Annotated in this window: 13 protein-coding genes; 3 read left to right on the top strand and 10 right to left on the bottom strand. The window is 71.4% G+C overall.

Translation table 11 applies throughout. The features are described from left to right. Positions 1-8: 8 nt before the first annotated feature. Together K7472_RS03745 and K7472_RS03740 are read right to left on the bottom strand one after the other, a co-directional pair. Positions 9-329, bottom strand: a complete 321-nt coding sequence (locus tag K7472_RS03745) for a hypothetical protein (RefSeq protein ID WP_222973818.1) — start codon at positions 327-329, stop codon at positions 9-11. 239 nt (positions 330-568) lie between these two features. After that, complete coding sequence (locus K7472_RS03740) at positions 569-1,882, bottom strand: adenosine deaminase (RefSeq protein ID WP_222973817.1); 1,314 nt, start codon at positions 1,880-1,882, stop codon at positions 569-571. 122 nt (positions 1,883-2,004) lie between these two features. Between K7472_RS03740 and K7472_RS03735 the strand changes: the two genes are divergently transcribed. Next, a complete protein-coding gene (locus K7472_RS03735) occupies positions 2,005-2,751 on the top strand; it encodes a dienelactone hydrolase family protein (protein ID WP_222973816.1) in 747 nt (248 codons plus the stop codon). Positions 2,752-2,797: 46 nt separating this feature from the next. Here K7472_RS03735 and K7472_RS03730 read toward each other — a convergent pair whose 3' ends face one another. Then, positions 2,798-3,742: a LysR family transcriptional regulator gene (locus K7472_RS03730; protein WP_222974344.1), complete on the bottom strand. Its 945-nt coding sequence runs from the start codon at positions 3,740-3,742 to the stop codon at positions 2,798-2,800. 119 nt (positions 3,743-3,861) lie between these two features. On the opposite strand from K7472_RS03730, the gene K7472_RS03725 reads away from it, so the two are divergent. After that, entirely contained in the window at positions 3,862-5,133 is a 1,272-nt protein-coding gene (locus K7472_RS03725; protein WP_222973815.1) for an MFS transporter, read from the top strand. 6 nt (positions 5,134-5,139) lie between these two features. Here K7472_RS03725 and K7472_RS03720 read toward each other — a convergent pair whose 3' ends face one another. The 7 genes from K7472_RS03720 to K7472_RS03695 all read right to left on the bottom strand — a co-directional run bounded on the left by K7472_RS03720 (position 5,140) and on the right by K7472_RS03695 (position 13,069). Continuing rightward, on the bottom strand, positions 5,140-5,733 hold the full coding sequence (locus tag K7472_RS03720; protein ID WP_222973814.1) for a Uma2 family endonuclease: 594 nt from the start codon (positions 5,731-5,733) through the stop codon (positions 5,140-5,142). Between the two features lie 97 nt (positions 5,734-5,830). Next, positions 5,831-7,108 (bottom strand): thymidine phosphorylase, encoded by a 1,278-nt coding sequence (locus K7472_RS03715; protein ID WP_222973813.1) that lies wholly within the window; start codon positions 7,106-7,108, stop codon positions 5,831-5,833. 49 nt (positions 7,109-7,157) lie between these two features. Beyond that, entirely contained in the window at positions 7,158-7,583 is a 426-nt protein-coding gene (locus K7472_RS32430) for a cytidine deaminase (protein ID WP_308013754.1), read from the bottom strand. Then, positions 7,580-8,860: an ABC transporter permease gene (locus tag K7472_RS32425; RefSeq protein ID WP_308013753.1), complete on the bottom strand. Its 1,281-nt coding sequence runs from the start codon at positions 8,858-8,860 to the stop codon at positions 7,580-7,582. The genes K7472_RS32430 and K7472_RS32425 overlap by 4 nt, the downstream gene beginning before the upstream one ends. Beyond that, on the bottom strand, positions 8,857-9,990 hold the full coding sequence (locus tag K7472_RS03705) for an ABC transporter permease (protein ID WP_222973811.1): 1,134 nt from the start codon (positions 9,988-9,990) through the stop codon (positions 8,857-8,859). Before K7472_RS03705 ends, K7472_RS32425 begins: the two co-directional genes overlap by 4 nt. Next, complete coding sequence (locus K7472_RS03700; RefSeq protein WP_222974342.1) at positions 9,990-11,639, bottom strand: ABC transporter ATP-binding protein; 1,650 nt, start codon at positions 11,637-11,639, stop codon at positions 9,990-9,992. Before K7472_RS03700 ends, K7472_RS03705 begins: the two co-directional genes overlap by 1 nt. A 377-nt stretch (positions 11,640-12,016) precedes the next feature. Beyond that, entirely contained in the window at positions 12,017-13,069 is a 1,053-nt protein-coding gene (locus tag K7472_RS03695; protein ID WP_222973810.1) for a BMP family lipoprotein, read from the bottom strand. 436 nt (positions 13,070-13,505) lie between these two features. Here K7472_RS03695 and K7472_RS03690 point away from each other — a divergent pair, with 436 nt between their 5' ends. After that, complete coding sequence (locus K7472_RS03690) at positions 13,506-14,783, top strand: aspartate aminotransferase type Ic (protein WP_222973809.1); 1,278 nt, start codon at positions 13,506-13,508, stop codon at positions 14,781-14,783. Positions 14,784-14,788 lie beyond the last annotated feature (5 nt).

The raw sequence follows: 14,788 nt of genomic DNA, 5'->3' as shown, positions 1-14,788 counted from the left end.
TGCGGGTGTCAGCCGCCCAGCGGGAGCGAGCCGCTCAGGTTGCCGACCGGCAGACCGCCCAGCAGGCCACCGCCGTTGGCGGCGGCGAGGGTCGCCGGGGCGTTGTGCACGACGCCCTTGACCGCGTCGGTGGCCTGGGCGGCACCCGGGACCAGGTTGGAGACCTGGTCGACCGGCAGCTGGGTGGTGAGCGCGTCGAGAGCGGAGGCCGGGTCCGCGGCGGGCACCGACGGGAGCGCCGGGGCCGCGCTGGCCGAGCCGGCGGCCGCGGCGGCGAAGGCCACGCCGAGAGCGGCGGCACCGAGGGTCTTGATGGTTCCGGTCTTCATCGAATTACATCCTCGAACGATGGCTTGTGTCGGCGATGGCGTGCGCCGGCCCGCGATGGCGTGCGGACCGCTACCGTTACCGCGGAAAAGTGGTGATCACGACGGGTGAAGGTGTGATCACCGTTCGTCAGACGCTAGCCAGGTGCGCCACGCCGCGCAAACAACGGGCCGGGGCCGCGCGCCTCACGCGTGACTCCGGCCTTCCCGCCTCGTTCGGGCGGTTCCCCGCCGCCGCCGCGTTACGCGCCGGGCGTGGCGGAACCGCTGGCCACGCCCGATGATCCGGCCGCGTGCTGGAACAGCCATTCGGCCTTCAACTCGGCGTAACCCGGCTTGATGACGTCGTTGATCATGGCCAGACGTTCATCAAAAGGAATGAAGGCGGACTTCATCGAATTGACGGTGATCCATTCCAGGTCGTCCAGCGTGTAGCCGAAGGCGTCCACCAGATGGCCGAACTCGCGGCTCATGGTGGTCGCGCTCATCAGCCGGTTGTCGGTGTTGACGGTGACCCGGAAGTGCAGCGCGCGCAGCAGGCCGATCGGGTGCCGCTCGTACGAAGGGGCCGCGCCCGTCTGGAGGTTGGAGGTCGGGCACAGCTCCAGCGGGACGCGCTTGTCGCGCACGTAGGAGGCGAGGCGTCCCAGCTTGACCGTGCCGTCCTCGGCGACGTGGATGTCGTCGATCAGCCGCACGCCGTGACCCAGCCGGTCCGCGCCGCACCACTGGAGCGCCTGCCAGATCGACGGCAGGCCGAACGCCTCACCGGCGTGGATGGTGAAGTGGTTGTTCTCCCGCTTGAGGTACTCGAAGGCGTCGAGGTGGCGGGTGGGAGGGAACCCGGCCTCCGCGCCCGCGATGTCGAAGCCGACGACGCCCAGGTCGCGGTAGCGGTTGGCGAGTTCGGCGATCTCCAGCGAACGGGCCGCGTGGCGCATCGCGGTCAGCAGCGCGCCGACCCGGATGCGGTTGCCGGCGGCCAGCGCGCGGCGCTCGCCCTCCCGGAAGCCCTCGTTGACGGCCTCGACGACCTCTTCGAGGGACAGGCCCGCCTCCAGGTGCTGCTCGGGGGCGTAGCGGATCTCGGCGTAGACCACGCCGTCGGCCGCCAGGTCCTCGGCGCACTCGGCGGCGACCCGGAAGAGCGCGTCACGGGTCTGCATCACGGCGCAGGTGTGGGCGAAGGTCTCCAGGTAGCGTTCCAGGCCCTTGCCGCCGTCGTCGCCCTGCGCCTTGGCCGGGGAGTCCGCGGCCTCGCGGAACCACTCGGCGAGCTTGCCCGGTTCGGTCTCCGGCAGGTCGCGGTAGCCGACCGCGTCGGCGAGTTCGATCACCGTCGAGGGGCGCAGGCCGCCGTCGAGGTGGTCGTGGAGCAGCACCTTGGGAGCGCGCACGATGCGCTCGGCGGTGGCGGTCGCGGGGGTGACGAGCGCCGTGCCCGGGCGGGCGGCGTCGGCGGCTCGTACGGCGGCCCCGGCGCCGGCGCGCGGGGCGGTCTCGGCCGCGGTGTGCGGCGTGCCGGTCTCACCGGCGTGACGGTTCTCGCTCTGCATCGGCCGATGGTAGCCCCTACGCGCGTAGACCGTGGCCGAAGAAGGTGCTGGAGGCGTTCTGATACCGAAGATTGACCTACTGGCCAGGTGGTGACCACCGATCCTTCTGCCAAGGTTTTGCCATGGCTTCGCAAGCTTTGCCTGTACGTGGTGCCCGGCTCGGGCGCGCGGTGGGCGCCGACGCGGTCCGCGGCGTGCGCGCGGCGGTGATCGTGCTGCCGGCGGCGCTGCCGGTGAGCACCCGGCACGGCTCCGCGCTGTCCACCGCGGCGGTCCGCCCGATCGTGCGGCGGCTGGCCCGCGCCGGGGCGGACGACGGGCTGGTCGCCCACGTCGTGCGCTACCGCTTCCGCGGCTGGAACGGCGGCCACGCGCATCCGGCGCAGGACGCGGCCTGGGCGGCCGACGAGATCGTGCGGCGGTACGGGGACGTGCCGGTGTGCCTGGTCGGCTACGACATGGGGGCGCGGGCGGCCCTGCACGCGGCGGGCCATCCGGCCGTCAACGCGGTCGTCGCCCTCGCCCCCTGGCTGCCGCCCGGCCCGGAACCCGATCCGGTGAAACAGCTCGCCGGCCGCCACGTGCTGATCGCCCACGGCACGGACGACTCGGCCTGCGACCCTGAACTGTCGTACCGGTACGCGGCGCGGGCCAAGAAGATCAACCCCGACGTCTGCCGCTTCGAGGTCCACTCCGACGGCCACGCCCTCCGCCACCACCGCCCCGAAGTCCTCGCGTTGACCCAGGACTTCACCCTCGGCACCCTGTGCGCCCACCCGCTGTCCCGCCCGGTCGTCGACGCCCTGGCCGCACCCCCGCCGCTCGGCCTGCGCATGCCCCTGGCGTCGGGGTTCGGACGGGGGCGGTGAGCGAAGGAGGCGCACGCCCCGCCCGGTGACGCCCGCCCGGTGACGTCTAGCGCGGCAGCAAGCGCCCCCGTCTGGCGAGGAGGAAGCGTTTGAAGGCGGTTACCGGTGGGGTGTCGGGGTGGCCTTCCAGCCAGGCCACGCCGATCTCGCGGACGGCCTTCGGGGCGGTGACCGCGAGTTCGACGACGCCGGGGCGCGGGACCGCGGGCGGCGGGAGCAGGGCGACGCCCAGGCCCGCCGCGACCAGGCCGCGCAGCGTCTCCGCCTCCTCGCCCTCGAAGGCGACCTTCGGGGTGAAGCCCGCCTCCTCGCACAGCGCGTCGGTGATGCGCCGCAGCCCGTAACCCGTCTCCAGGGTCACGAACCACTCCCCCTCCGCCTCCGCGACCCGCACCCGCTTGCGCCCGGCCAGCCGGTGGCCCTCCGGGACGACCAGCCGCAGCCGCTGCTCGTCCAGTGACCGCACCACCAGGTCCGGCGCGTCCGGCAGCGGCGCGGTCAGGCACAGGTCCAGGTCTCCCGCGCGCAGCCGTTCCAGCATCGCCTCTCCGTAGTTCTGTACGAGCTGGAAGCGCACCCGGGGATGGTCCGCCCGGAACTCCCGCAGCAGACTGGGCACCGTCTCCGGGCCCAGCGTGTGCAGGAAGCCGAACGCCACCTTGCCGCTGTCCGGGTCGGCGTCGGCCCGTACCTCCTCCGCGGCCCGCCGCACCCCGTCCAGCGCGCGGTCCACCGAGGCGAGGAAGGCGCGGCCCGCCGGGGTGAGCGAGACGGTGCGGCCGTGCCGGGCGAAGAGCGTGACCTCGAGGTCGGCCTCCAGCCGGGCCATCGCGCGGCTGAGGGTGGACTGCGGCACGCCGAGCTGCTGCGCGGCCCGCGTCACGTGCTCGTGCCGGGCGACGGCGGCGAACTGCGCGAGCCGGGGCGCCAGCAACCCGTCCCACGCCACCTCGCCGTGCTCGGGGTGCGCCACGGAATTCGTCACGGAAATGTCTTCTTCTTTGCGACCGCGTGACACCGACCGCGCTGACCTGTCTTCATGCACCACAGCATCGATTATCGGTCATTCGTGCATTGGACGCATGAAAGGCGCCGCCGTAGCGTCGAAGCATGCCTTCCGCGGATACCGGGGCGGCGCGCGACGCCGCCATTCTCGCTGCCCAACTCCCTTCGGACACCAAGCTGTTGCCCGGCACCTCCGCGTACCGCCGGGCGATCCTCGCGCTGTTCGCCGCGGGCACCGCGACCTTCCTGCTGCTGTACTCGACCCAGGGCGTGCTGCCCGCGATCTCGCAGAGCCTGCGGGTGACCCCGGCGCAGGCCAGTCTCACGGTGGCGATGACGACCGCCGGCCTCGCGGTGGCGCTGATCCCGCTGTCCGCGCTGTCGGAACGCTTCGGCCGGGTGCCGGTGATGGCCGCCTCCGTCTTCAGCGCCGCGCTGATCGGGCTCGCGGTGCCGTTCGCGCCGGACCTGACCACGCTGGTCGTGCTGCGCACCCTTCAGGGCGTCGCGCTGGCCGGACTGCCCGCGACCGCGATGGCGTACCTGGCGGAGGAGGTCTCGCAGGCCGCGATCGCCTCCGCGATCGGGCTGTACGTGGCGGGCAACAGCATCGGCGGCATGTGCTCGCGGGTCATCGCGGGCTTCGTCACGCAGGTCGCGGGCTGGCGGGTGGCGCTCGGCGTGCTGGGCGTGCTGTCGCTGGCGTGCGCGGTGGCGTTCGTCCTGCTGGCGCCGAAGGCGCGGCACTTCCGTCCCGCGCCGATCTCGCCGCGTGCGCTGGCCCGTACCGTCGGCGGCCACCTGGGCAATCCGCTGCTGGTGCGGCTGTATCTGCTGGGCATGCTGTTCATGGCGGTCTTCGGCTCGGTCTACACCGTGCTCGGCTACCGGCTGACCGCGGCGCCGTTCGACCTGCCCGAGGGGCTGGTCGGGGCGATCTTCCTGGTCTACCTGGTCGGCACGGCGTCCAGCGCGGCGACCGGTCGCCTGGTGGCGGGAGTCGGGCGGCGCGGCGCGCTGTACGTGGGGATCACGCTGGTGGCCGCGGGGCTCGGGCTGACGCTGCTGGCGTCGCTGGCCGCGGTGCTGGGTGGTCTGGTGCTGATCACGGCCGGGTTCTTCGTGGGGCACGCGACCGCCTCCGGGGCGGTGGGTCACACCGCGAAGGCGGCCCGAGCGCAGGCCTCGGCGCTCTACCTGACGGCGTACTACATCGGCAACAGCGTGGGCGGCATGGTCGGCGCGACCGCGTACCACGGCGACGGCTGGCCCGGCACGGTAGCGGTGGGCCTGACGGCGATGGTGGCCGCGACGGGCATCACGCTGTACGGCACCCGGGCGGCCCGCAGGAGTCCGACCCGCGTGCGGACCGCGTGAAACCCGTCAACTCCCCGGAAAGGCTCCGGTGTCGATCGTGAGGTCGAAAGGCGCCGGAAGGTGGACCTGGTCGCCGAACTTGGCCGTCTGCAAGGTCTTGTACGTGTGTTCCTCCGGCTCTCCGAAGAGCGTGACCAGCGGGCCGCCCGGTGCCCAGCGGTCGACCAGGAGGTAGAGGGGAACGCCGCCTGTCGCGTATCCCGCGAGCTTCGTGATGCGGTCGCGCCTGGCGTTCGACGGCGAGGTGACCTCGATGGCCAGCAGCACCTGATCAGCCGCGACGTAGTGACCAGGGGTGTGGTCGACGACGTCCTCTGGGATGACGACCAGGTCGGGGACGTAGAGGTTGCCGTACGCGGGCACGGCGACATCCAGGGTTGTGTACACGCCGAGTTCGTCCGGGATGGCCTTGACGAGCATGCGCAGCAGTTTGAAGACGATGCTGGAGTGCTGATTGGCCGGCGATGGCGTCACCGTGATGCTCCCATCGATGATCTCCACCTTGCAGCCCTCGGGATGGTCCATCGTCGCCCAGATCCCGACAAGCTCGTCCCAGCTGTAACCGTCATCCTGCGGCGGCTCGATGGGGAGTGCGCTCATGGTGGTCTCCTTAGTCCGTACGCCACCCACCCAAGCATGACGAACGGGACCGGTGGCCGTCCACCGATCCCGTTCACCCAGAAGGGGAAACCGCAGCTCAGGCGATACGTTCCAGCACGATCGGGTCCGCCTCGAAGGACGTTCCGGGCGCCTCGATCGTCACGCCTCCGTCCAGCGCCTCGATCGCGTACGCGAAGCGCTCCGGCGTGTCGGTGTGCAGCGTCATCAGCGGCTGGCCCGCGGTGACCTGCTCGCCGGGCTTGGCGTGCAGTTCGACGCCCGCGCCCGCCTGCACCGGGTCCTCCTTGCGCGCGCGGCCCGCGCCGAGCCGCCAGGCGGCGACGCCGACCGCGTACGCGTCCAGGCCGGTGAGCACGCCGGTCGCGGAGGCGGTCACCACGTGCCGCTCGCGGGCGACGGGCAGCGCCGCGTCCGGGTCGCCGCCCTGCGCCGCGATCATGCGCCGCCAGTGGTCCATCGCGGAGCCGTCGCGCAGCGCCTTCTCGGGGTCGGCGTCCTTCAGGCCGGCCGCGTCCAGCATCTCGCGGGCCAGCGCGAGGGTCAGCTCGACCACGTCGGCCGGGCCGCCGCCCGCCAGCACCTCGACGGACTCGCGCACCTCCAGCGCGTTGCCCGCGGTCAGGCCGAGCGGGGTGGACATGCCGGTGAGCAGCGCGACGGTGCGCACCCCGTGGTCGGTGCCCAACCCGACCATGGTGGAGGCGAGTTCGCGCGCGTCGTCGAGGTTCTTCATGAACGCGCCGGAGCCGACCTTGACGTCCAGCACCAGCGAACCGGTGCCCTCGGCGATCTTCTTGGACATGATGGACGAGGCGATCAGCGGGATGGCCTCGACCGTGCCGGTGACGTCGCGCAGCGCGTACAGCTTCTTGTCGGCCGGGGCCAGCCCGTCGCCCGCCGCGCAGATGACCGCGCCGACGTCCCGCAGCACGCCCATCATCTCGTCGTTGGACAGCAGCGCCCGCCAGCCGGGGATCGACTCCAGCTTGTCCAGCGTGCCGCCGGTGTGGCCGAGGCCGCGCCCGGACAGCTGCGGAACGGCCGCGCCGCAGGCGGCGACCAGCGGCGCGAGCGGCAGCGTGATCTTGTCGCCGACGCCGCCGGTGGAGTGCTTGTCGGCGGTGGGCCGGGGCAGCGACGCGAAGTCCATCCGCTCGCCGGAGGCGATCATCGCCGCCGTCCAGCGGGCGATCTCGGCGCGGTCCATGCCGTTGAGCAGGATCGCCATGGCGAGCGCGGACATCTGCTCGTCGGCGACCTCGCCACGGGTGTACGCGTCGATCACCCAGTCGATCTGCTCGTCGGTGAGGCGGCCGTGGTCACGCTTGGTGCGGATGACGGAGATGACGTCCATGAATGCGGTTCAGATCCTTACCTGTCTCAGCGGTTGAGGTCGTCCGGTCTCAGCGGTCGAGGTCTTCGGGGCCGAAGGCGTCCGGGAGCAGCTCGCGCATCGGGCGGACGCCGGAGGCGGTGTCGACCAGCAGCTCGGGGCCGCCGTTCTCCCACAGCAGCTGGCGGCAGCGCCCGCACGGCATGAGCACGTCGCCGTTGCGGTCGCAGCAGGTGAACGCGGTCAGCCTGCCGCCGCCAGAGGCGTGCAGCGCGGAGACCAGACCGCACTCGGCGCACAGCGCGACGCCGTAGGCGGCGTTCTCCACGTTGCACCCGGTCACGGTCCGGCCGTCGTCGACCAGGGCGGCGGCGCCCACGGGGAAGCCCGAGTAGGGGGCGTAGGCCCGGGTCATGATCTCCCGGGCCCGCTCCCGCAGGGCCGCCCAGTCGACGGCGCCGGTGTCGACGGCGCCGGTCGCGTCGCGAGCCGTCACTTGCCCTGGCCCTTCCGGTACGGCTTGCCGTCCGCCTTGGGCATGCGCAGCCGTTGCGCGGACAGCGCGAGGACCAGCAGCGTGGCGACGTACGGGGTGGCGCTCACGAACTCGGAGGGGATGGTGTCCGTCATGAGGAACCACAACAGCAGCAGGGCGGCGAAGACCGCGCTCAGCACGGCCTGCCGGTAGCTCTTACGGGAGAACTTCCAGACCGCCATCAGGACCAGCAGCAGCACCAGCAGGAGCAGCAGCGCGTGCGCGGCCGGGCCGCCGTTGCGCAGCTGGAGGCTGTCGGTGTAGCCGAACAGGCCCGCGCCCATGGCGAGTCCGCCGGGCCGCCAGTTGCCGAAGATCATCGCGGCGAGGCCGATGTAGCCGCGGCCGCCGGTCTGGCCCTCGTTGTAGGCGTGCGCCGGGACCATCGCCAGGAACGCGCCGCCGAAGCCGGCCAGGCCGCCGGACAGGATGACGGCCGCGTACTTGTAGCGGTAGACGTCGACGCCGAGCGACTCGGCGGCCACCGGCGCCTCGCCGCAGGAGCGCAGCCGCAGGCCGAACGGCGTGCGCCACAGCACCCAGTACGTGGCGCCGAACAGCAGCGCGGCGATCACGGTGAACACCGACAGGTTGGTGACCAGCCCGCCCAGCACACCGGCCAGGTCGGAGACGAGGAACCAGTGGTGGGCCTCGACGTGCGCCAGCCACGGCGACAGGCCCGGCACGGTGATCGACGGGACGCTGTTGATCGGCGGGGACTGCTTGGGGTTGCCGCCGAGGGTGGCGGCCTTGCCGGTGTTGAACCAGATCTTGGCGAGGTACTCGGTGGCGCCCTGTGCGAGCAGCGTGAGGGCGACACCGGAGACGATGTGGTCGACGCCGAAGGTGACGGTGGCGATGGCGTGCACCAGGCCGCCGAGCGCGCCGCCGATGACACCGGCGAGCAGGCCGATCCACGGGCCGTGCTGCCAGCCCGCCCAGGCGCCGAAGAAGCTGCCCAGGATCATCATGCCTTCGAGGCCGATGTTGACCACGCCGGCGCGTTCCGACCACAGGCCCGCGAGCCCGGCGAGGCCGACGGGCACGGCCATCTGCAGGGCGCCGCCGATCTGGCCGGAGGAGGTGACGTCGCGGGCGCCGGTGATGGCCCGCACCGCCGCGACGGCGATCAGCGCGCCCGCGACGATGAGCAGGATCACGGGGGTGGACAGCTTGGTGCGCGACGCCTTCGCGGGCGCGGTCTTGGCGGCCGGAGCCGCGGTGGTCGTGGCGCTCACGCCGTCACCTCCGCCTTCTCAACGGTCTTCAGGGACGCGGCGGCGGCAAGTTCCTCGCCGACCTTGCGTTGCTGGCGGCCCAGGCCGTAGCGGCGCACGACCTCGTAGGCGATGACGACGCACAGCACGATGACGCCCTGGATGACGCCGACGATCTCCTTGTCGTAGCCGTTGAACTCCAGCCAGTTGGAGGTGCGGTCCAGGAACGCCCACAGCAGCGCGCCGATGCCGATGCCGACCGGGTGGTTGCGGCCGAGCAGCGCGACGGCGATGCCGATGAAGCCGATGCCGGTGGGGAACTCGTCGCTGTAGGTGTGCGCCTCGTTGAGCAACGCGGGCATGCCGACCAGACCGGCCAGCGCACCGGAGATGATCATGCTGGTGACGATCATCTTCTTGACGTTGACACCGCTGGCCTCGGCGGCCGACTCGGACTGGCCGACGGTGCGCAGGTCGAAGCCGAAGCGGGTGCGCGACAGCACGAACCAGTAGGCGACACCGGCGAGCACCGCGATCACGATGAAGCCCTCGATGGGACCGGCCGCCGGGTTGGTGGTCATGGTGAAGAACCACGCGGACTTCGGCAGCATCGTGGTGTAGACGCTGTTGGTGTTGGAGTTCAGGTGCGCGAGCCTGCCCGGCTGGAGCAGGTAGGAGATGACCGCGGTGGCGATCGAGTTGAGCATGATCGTGGCGATCACCTCGCTCACGCCACGGCCGACCTTCAGGAAACCGGCGATGGCGGACCACGCGGCGGCGACCACCATCGACACGACGATGATCAGCGGGATCTCCAGGAACGACGGCAGGGTGACCATGCCGCCGACCACGGCGCCGAAGAAGGCGCCCATCCGGTACTGGCCGTCGACGCCGATGTTGAACAGGTTCATCCGGAACCCGATGGCGACGGCGAGACCGGCCAGGTAGTAGGTGGTGGCCTCGTTGAGGATGAAGACCTGGCTGTCGCTCTTGAAGCCGTAACTGACCATGATCTGGAAGGCCTTGAACGGCTCCTTGCCGGTGGCCAGCAGCACCAGGGCGGTGACGACCAGCGCGGCGACCACCGCGAGGACGGGCGCCGCTATGCCGAGCAGCAGCCGGTCCTTGTCGATCTTGGCGAACTTCTTCATCAGTCCTCTCCCCCGGCCGTGTCGGAGGCGGTGTCGGAGACGGCGGTGTCCCGGGCGGTGCCGGTGACGGCCCCCGCGGCGGCGTGTTCGAGGTGGCCGGAGCTGGCGCCGGTCATGGCGGAGCCCAGTTCCTCGGGGGTGATGGTGGCGGGGTCGGCGTCGGCGACCAGCCGCCCGCGGAACATCACCCGCAGGCAGTCGGACAGGCCGATCAGCTCGTCGAGGTCGGCGGAGATCAGCAGCACCGCCAGGCCCTCGCGGCGGGCCTCGCGGATCTGGTCCCAGATCTGCGCCTGCGCGCCGACGTCCACGCCGCGCGTGGGGTGGGCGGCGATCAGCAGCTTGGGCTGGTGGCTCATCTCGCGGCCGACGATCAGCTTCTGCTGGTTGCCGCCGGACAGCGAGGCGGCGGTGACGTCGATGCCGGGGGTGCGCACGTCGTACTCGGCGACGATGCGCTCGGTGTCGCGGCGGGCGGCGGCCGGGTCGAGCAGCGCGCCCTTGCTGTTGGGCTTCTCGGTGACGTGGCCGAGGATGCGGTTCTCCCACAGCGGGGCCTCCAGCAGCAGGCCGTGCCGGTGGCGGTCCTCGGGGATGTAACCGATGCCGTCCTCGCGCCGCTTGCGGGTCGGCGTGCGCGAGATGTCCCGGCCGTCGAGGGTGAGCACGCCCGCGTCGGGGGCGCGCATGCCCATGATGGCCTCGACCAGTTCGGCCTGGCCGTTGCCCTCCACACCCGCGATGCCCAGGACTTCGCCCTTGTGGATGGTCAGCGCGATGTCGTCCAGCACGGTGCGCTCGACGCCGTCCTGGTCGGGGGCGGTGAGCTTGAGGCCGTCGACCTGGAGCATCGGCACGTCGGTGACGGTGGACTCGCGGGTCTCGGGCGACGGCAGTTCGCTGCCCACCATCAGCTCGGCGAGCTGCTTGGTGGTGATGGTCTTCGGGTCGGCGGTGCCGACGGTGGTGCCGCGCCGGATGACGGTGATCTCGTCGGCGACGGAGAGCACCTCGCCCAGCTTGTGCGAGATGAAGATGACGGTCAGGCCCTCGGCCTTCAGCTCCCGCAGGTTGTCGAAGAGCGCGTCGACCTCCTGCGGGACCAGCACCGCGGTCGGCTCGTCGAGGATGAGCGTGCGGGCGCCGCGGTAGAGGACCTTGAGGATCTCCACGCGCTGCCGGTCGGCCACGCCGAGGTCCTCGACCAGCACGTCGGGCCGCACGTTCAGCCCGTACGCGTCGGAGATCTCGGTGATCTTCGCGCGGGCCTTCGTGCCGATGCCGTACAGCTTCTCGCTGCCGAGCACCACGTTCTCCAGGACCGTGAGGTTGTCGGCGAGCATGAAGTGCTGGTGCACCATGCCGATGCCCCGGACGATGGCGTCGCCCGGGTTGGAGAACGAGACCTGCTCGCCGTCGACGGCGATGGTGCCCTCGTCCGGCTTCTGCATGCCGTAGAGGATCTTCATCAGGGTGGACTTGCCGGCGCCGTTCTCGCCGACGAGGGCGTGCACGATGCCACGGCGGACCGTGATGTCGATGTCGTGGTTGGCGACGACGCCGGGGAACCGCTTGGTGATTCCCTTGAGTTCCACGGCGGGGGCGCTCGCGGGGGCACTCGCGGCGGAAGGGGGACTGGACGCGTTGATGGCGCACTCTCCTCGGGGCGAAGGAGCCGGGCGGTGGGCGGCGGAGGCGGCGGTGGGCGCGCCGGCCGGATGACCGTGCCCTGGTCGGGCGGAAGGCGAAGGGCGAAGGTACCGCGCCTACGGGTGTCTACGCGCGTAGCGGTACCGAGGGAAATCCGCCGCCGGGCGACAACGCGTTGCGGCGGTGCTTTCCGGGGGCTCTCAGGGGGCGTTCACGGGCTTTCCCACCGGCGGCGCGAGGGGCCCGGAGGGAGTGGTTCCTCTCCCGACGGGCCCCGTACGCCTGGCGGCCGGCCCGCCCGGGGCCCGCGGCCGGGACCGGGCGGTGTGCCGCGGTGCCGGTCACGGGTGACCCGGGGTCAGACCCGTGGTCCGTGTCAGGGGGTCTGCTTGACCTTGATCTGACCGGAGATGATCTTCTTGGTGATCGCGTCCAGCTGCGGCTGGATGTCCTTGATGAACCCGCCGCTGGTGGCCAGGCTGACACCGCCGTTGGCCAGGTTGTAGGTGTTGTTGCCGGTGAGCGGCTTGCCGTTGTGGACGCTCTGGATGAGGTCGTAGACGGCGACGTCCACGTTCTTGACCGCGGAGGTCAGGATGGAGTCCTTGTACTTCGCCAGCGCCGGGTCCTGGTACTGGTCGGAGTCGACGCCGATCGCCCAGGCGCCCTTCTTGGCCGCCACGGTCTCGATCGAGCCGGTGCCGGAGCTGCCGGCCGCGGAGTAGACGACGTCGATGCCCTGGGAGAGCATGCCCGCCGCGGCGCTGGCGCCCTTGTCGGGGCTGGAGAAGCCGGACAGGTCGGAACCGGTGCTCAGGTACTGCACGGTGACCTTGTCGGACGGCTTGGTGTCGGTGACACCCTGCTGGAAGCCCGCCTGGAAGCCCTTGATCAGCGCGTTGTCGACACCGCCGATGAAGCCGATGTGGCCGGTCTTGGACTTCAGCGCCGCGGCGACACCGGCGAGGTAGGAGCTCTCCGGGGTGGCGAAGCTCATGCTGTCGATGTTGCTGCCCGGGACCACCGAGTCGACGATCGCGAAGGTGGTCTTGGGGAACTTCGGGGCCTCGGCCTTGAGGGCGTTGGCGTAGGCGAAGCCGACCGCGATGACCGGGTTGTAGCCGTTGGACGCGAGGTCGTCGAGGTACTGCTCGCGGTCCTGGTCGGTGTCGGTCGTCTTGGCGGTCAGCTCCTTGGGCGTTCCACCGAACTCCTTGGTGGCCTTGTCCAGGCCACGCGCGGCGGAGTCGTTGAACGAGTGGTCGCCACGACCACCGACGTCATAGGCGATGCCGACCTTGAGGCTGCCCTTCCCGGAGGAGGAGGACGAGCCGGAGCTCTGGGTCGAGCTGGCGCCACACGCGGTGGCACTGAGGGCAAGGGCCGCGGTGGCTATACCGGCGGCGGCAAACCTGGTTACCCGGCGCACGAGGGGTACCCCTTCATCCATCTAGCGCCCCGTCCGGCGCTGGTTCTGCGGCAGCTTAACGCGCGTAGATGTCAGGTAAAGGGGGGTTGGGAACCCGTTATCGGATCGACGCCAACGGCAGGTTTCACGGCGATCAACGCCCGATGGCGGACGAAGCCCACCCTATCCGCCCGCCCCGACGGAAGATCCGCAGCTCAGGGCGGGGGCGAGGCGGCGGACGACGTACCGGGCGGCCGGACGGTTCGGCGGGGCGGGCCGACTGGCTGGCCGGTTTGGCGAGGTTGCGTTGTCCGTTCATCGGAAGGTTCGTTGACTAGGTGGAGGACGGACCCGGAGGGTGAGCCGTAGCGCATGAACGTTCCACCCGCGCCCTACGTGTACGAGATAGGTGTACGACGTCGAGCACCTTCCCCGACCAGCCCAGGTGTGATGCCCGGTGAACCTGACCACGGCGACCGAAGCCGAACTGCTCGCCAGACGCGACCGGCTGCGCGAGCAGTACGCCGCGCTGAAGGGCCGGGGGCGTTCCCTGGACCTCACCCGCGGCAAGCCGTCCGCCGCCCAACTCGACCTGTCCGCGCCGCTGTTGTCGCTGCCGGGCCCCGAGGCGTACACCGGGGCGGACGGCACCGACGTGCGCAACTACGGCGGCGCGATGGGGCTGCCGGAGCTGCGGGAGATCTTCAGCGGCCCGTTCCAGGTGCCCGCCGACCGGCTGCTGGCGCTGGGCGGCTCCAGCCTTGAGCTGATGTACGACTGCGTGGCGCACGCGCTGCTGCTGGGGCTGCCCGGGTCGGTGCGGCCGTGGGCGGCCGAGCAGTCGGTGGCCTTCCTGTGCCCGGTACCCGGCTACGACCGGCACTTCGGGATCTGCGAGCAGCTGGGTGTCGACATGATCCCGGTGCCGATGACCGCCGACGGGCCGGACATGGACCGGGTGGAGCACCTGGTGGCGCGCGACCCGCAGATCAAGGGCATCTGGTGCGTGCCGAAGTACAGCAACCCCACCGGCGTCAGCTACGCGCCCGAGACGGTGCGGCGACTGGCCGCGATGCCCACGGCGGCGCCGGACTTCCGGATCTTCTGGGACAACGCCTACGCCGTCCACCACCTCACCGACGCCGAGCCGCAGATCGCGGACGTGCTCGCGCTGGCCGCCGCGCACGGCAACGAGGACCGGCCGTTCGTCTTCGGCTCCACGTCGAAGATCACCTTCCCCGGCGCGGGCGTGGCGTTCCTCGGCGCCTCCCCCGCCAACGTCCGCTGGACCCTGCGCCACCTGTCGCGCCGCACCATCGGCCCCGACAAGGTCAACCAGCTGCGGCACACCCTCTTCCTGCGCGACGCGGACGGCGTACGGGACCACATGCGCCGCCACCGCGAGGTGCTGGCGCCGAGGTTCGACCTGGTCGAGCGGGTGCTGACGGAACGCCTCGGCGGCACCGGGATCGCCTCGTGGACCCGCCCGGAGGGCGGCTACTTCGTCACCCTGACCGTGCCGGACGGCTGCGCCACGCTCACCGTCTCGCTGGCCGCGGAGGCGGGCGTCGCCCTGACCCCGGCCGGCGCCCCGTACCCGTACGGCCGCGACCCCCACGACCACACGATCCGCATCGCCCCCAGCTACCCGTCCCTGCCCGAACTGTCCGAGGCCTTGGAGGCGTTGACGGTGTGCGTGCTGCTGGCGGGGGTGGAGCGGTTGCTGGGGACGTGAGGCTG

The sequence above is a fragment of the Streptantibioticus parmotrematis genome (genome assembly GCF_019890615.1).
In the GTDB taxonomy this organism is placed as follows: domain Bacteria; phylum Actinomycetota; class Actinomycetes; order Streptomycetales; family Streptomycetaceae; genus Streptantibioticus_D; species Streptantibioticus_D parmotrematis.
This window is presented reverse-complemented; position numbering and strand designations above follow the sequence as displayed.

What these genes read in the sequence shown, in the direction of transcription:
- K7472_RS03720 (WP_222973814.1), bottom strand. Translation starts at nt 5,733, where the DNA reads ATGAGCGCACTCCCCATCGAGCCGCCGCAGGATGACGGTTACAGCTGG.
- K7472_RS03740 (WP_222973817.1), bottom strand. Translation starts at nt 1,882, where the DNA reads ATGCAGAGCGAGAACCGTCACGCCGGTGAGACCGGCACGCCGCACACC.
- K7472_RS03735 (WP_222973816.1), top strand. Translation starts at nt 2,005, where the DNA reads ATGGCTTCGCAAGCTTTGCCTGTACGTGGTGCCCGGCTCGGGCGCGCG.
- K7472_RS03745 (WP_222973818.1), bottom strand. Translation starts at nt 329, where the DNA reads ATGAAGACCGGAACCATCAAGACCCTCGGTGCCGCCGCTCTCGGCGTG.
- K7472_RS03705 (WP_222973811.1), bottom strand. Translation starts at nt 9,990, where the DNA reads ATGAAGAAGTTCGCCAAGATCGACAAGGACCGGCTGCTGCTCGGCATA.
- K7472_RS03715 (WP_222973813.1), bottom strand. Translation starts at nt 7,108, where the DNA reads ATGGACGTCATCTCCGTCATCCGCACCAAGCGTGACCACGGCCGCCTC.
- K7472_RS03725 (WP_222973815.1), top strand. Translation starts at nt 3,862, where the DNA reads ATGCCTTCCGCGGATACCGGGGCGGCGCGCGACGCCGCCATTCTCGCT.